The organism is Hymenobacter agri, from assembly GCF_054778495.1.
The window spans coordinates 1-2,246 of the sequence record NZ_BAAGZM010000659.1 but is presented as its reverse complement, the minus strand read 5'-3'; the positions used below and the strand labels follow the sequence as shown (position 1 = coordinate 2,246).

Genomic DNA, 2,246 nt, shown 5'->3' with positions numbered 1-2,246 from the left:
ACACGCCCGGCGCGCCGTGGCGGGCGCGGGTGCCCGCTGGTACCGAAATCAGCTTCGCCGATGGCTGGCAGGGCGAAACCCGCGTGCCGCTCGGCGCGCTGATGCCGGATTTTGTGGTTCGGAAAAAGGATGGCGTAGCGGCCTACCAGGTAGCATCGGTAGTGGATGACTTGCGCCTCGGTACTAACCTGGTTGTGCGCGGGCTGGATTTGCAGCCCAGCACCGCCGCGCAGCTTTGGCTGGCCGGACAACTGTCGGAAACGGCGGCGTTCAATGTGGCGCGCATTCAGTTCTTTCACCACTCGCTGCTGACCAACGAAGCCGGGCAGAAGCTCTCCAAGTCGGCCCAACTGCCGGTTGATGCGGGCATACTAGCGCAGCGCGAGGGCCGGCAGGCCGTGTTTACGGTAGCAGCGAAGATGCTGGAGTTGCCAGCGGAAGCCGAAGAATCACTGGAGACGTTGCAACAGGCGTTTAACCTCACGGGACCCCTCCGGGGCGGTCCATCTCCTGCGGAGAGGGGAGCCAGACGGCCGTAGCGCGGCCTTTCAGTCCGCGAGTTGTTCGATTATTCGCGACTGCCGCGCCGTTGCGGCTCCCCTCTCCCCGAGCCGAGGGGCCGGGGGTGAGGTTGTCATCGCACCTCTTTCTTAAACTCCTCCGCCCAATGGTCTGCCAGCCGCGTCGGTTCGGGCAGCTTGTAGCCTTTTAAACAAGCCAATGTGAGGCGCGTGGCGGTGGCCTGGTCGCAGCGGTGGCCAGGGCTCACGAACAGCGGCAGCACCTTGTCTTTGCTGCGGATGACTTCACCAATCAGCTCGCCGGATTTCGCGTCAATCAGTTCGGAAATGCTGCCGCGCGTGATGCCCGGCTCCTCGAAAACGCCCGTTAGCTTCTGCTTGGCTACGCCGAAAGTGGGCATATCGAGCAGCACGCCCAGGTGGGCGGCAATACCCATACGGCGCGGGTGCGCAATGCCGTGGCCATCGACCATGATGACGTCGGGCTTGTTTTGAACCTTCGCAAAGGTGTGAATCACGTTGGGCGCCTCGCGGAAGGAGAGGAAGCCCGGCACGTAGGGCATGTCGACGGGGCCGTAGTTATACACCTTCTCAACCAGCTCCAGCGACGGGAATTTCAGCACCACGAATACCGATAGAATGGTATCGGGCGTGGGAAATGATGAATCGCAGCCGCCGATGAGGCGCGGCTCCTGCGGCAGCGGCTCGTGGCGCACGCGCTGGCGCATGTCGTGCTGCTGCTGGGTGAGACTGCGCACGAGTGCGGGGTCGGGTGGGGGGCCGGGCGGGCGGAAGTAGGCCATTAGGGAAAGGGTTGAGGGCTAAGTGTTGAGTTTTGAATTGGTGGGCGGTCGCGTTTCACGACGGAAAAGCCCGGCCGTAGCATCCTGCGGGCGCACAGGGCGTATGAAGGCCATACGTTTCTCCGTTAACCATGTCTGAACCTACTGCCGAACAGCCCGCCGCCACCGGCTCCGGCCCGTTGCTAGAGCGCCGCTATTTTATTGACGTTGCGCGGCCTCACCTCACCCCGGCCCAGTTGATGGCGGCGGTGCAGGCTGATGTGCCCCGCTTTTCGCCCGTGGTGCTGGCTGACTTCCGCAAGAAAACCGGCGATGACGACGCCCTGCAGCCGGGCGATGAATTCAGTATCAAAATTCTCGGCCCCTGGAACGGCTGCGTGCGCGTGACCGAAGTTTGCCCTACGGCGTTCGAATTCATCACCCTCGAAGGCCACCCCGAGGCCGGCCGTATCCGCTTCGAAACGCATTATCTGAACGACCGGCCCGATGTGATGCGGTTCGAAATTCGTTCGCTGGCCCGCTCGCGCGATGGGCTCGTGGCTTTCGCCTACGATACCCTGGGCGGCGGTAAGCTGCTGCAGGAAGCCACTTGGGTGGAATTTTGCCAGCGCGTGGCGGCGGCCAGCGGCGGCCAGGCGCTCGGCAACGTAGTAGTGGAAACTTTCCGGCACGACGAAGCCGGCCACGTGCAGCACACCCGCCATGACTAACCAAGTTGCCGCCATTCCCGCCTCAGCCAAGCCGCCGGCCTGGGAGCAGTACCGCGCCCAGCTCGAAGCCTACGCTCACGCTAAGGTCAACTACGACACCTCGCGCCAGAGCGAGTACACCGGTGCCACCGGCTGGCGCCTCGACGACTACGCCACCGACTTGCCCGCCGAAGCCCCCGGCCCGCCCGAAGCCGCCGGCTCCTTCGCCGCCG

Annotated in this window: 3 protein-coding genes and 1 pseudogene; 3 read left to right on the top strand and 1 reads right to left on the bottom strand. The window is 64.0% G+C overall.

The window, feature by feature from the left end; all coding sequences use genetic code 11:
* On the top strand, positions 1 to 539 hold a 539-nt coding region (locus tag ACYVDE_RS20750; RefSeq protein WP_460503441.1), incomplete at its 5' end, for a glutamate--tRNA ligase family protein.
* Between the two features lie 95 nt (positions 540 to 634).
* Here ACYVDE_RS20750 and nfi read toward each other — a convergent pair.
* On the bottom strand, positions 635 to 1,324 hold the full coding sequence (gene nfi, locus ACYVDE_RS20745) for an endonuclease V (protein ID WP_460503440.1): 690 nt from the start codon (positions 1,322 to 1,324) through the stop codon (positions 635 to 637).
* Between the two features lie 131 nt (positions 1,325 to 1,455).
* Here nfi and ACYVDE_RS20740 point away from each other — a divergent pair, with 131 nt between their 5' ends.
* Together ACYVDE_RS20740 and ACYVDE_RS20735 are read left to right on the top strand one after the other, a co-directional pair.
* Positions 1,456 to 2,034, top strand: coding sequence for a DUF1990 domain-containing protein (locus ACYVDE_RS20740; protein WP_460503439.1), 579 nt, complete (start codon positions 1,456 to 1,458; stop codon positions 2,032 to 2,034).
* Positions 2,027 to 2,246 (top strand): annotated as a pseudogene (locus tag ACYVDE_RS20735) (hypothetical protein); the annotation flags it as partial. The gene ACYVDE_RS20740 and the pseudogene ACYVDE_RS20735, both read left to right, overlap by 8 nt.

Coding starts and splice junctions, on each gene's coding strand:
- nfi (WP_460503440.1), bottom strand. CDS start 1,324: ATGGCCTACTTCCGCCCGCCCGGCCCCCCACCCGACCCCGCACTCGTG.
- ACYVDE_RS20740 (WP_460503439.1), top strand. CDS start 1,456: ATGTCTGAACCTACTGCCGAACAGCCCGCCGCCACCGGCTCCGGCCCG.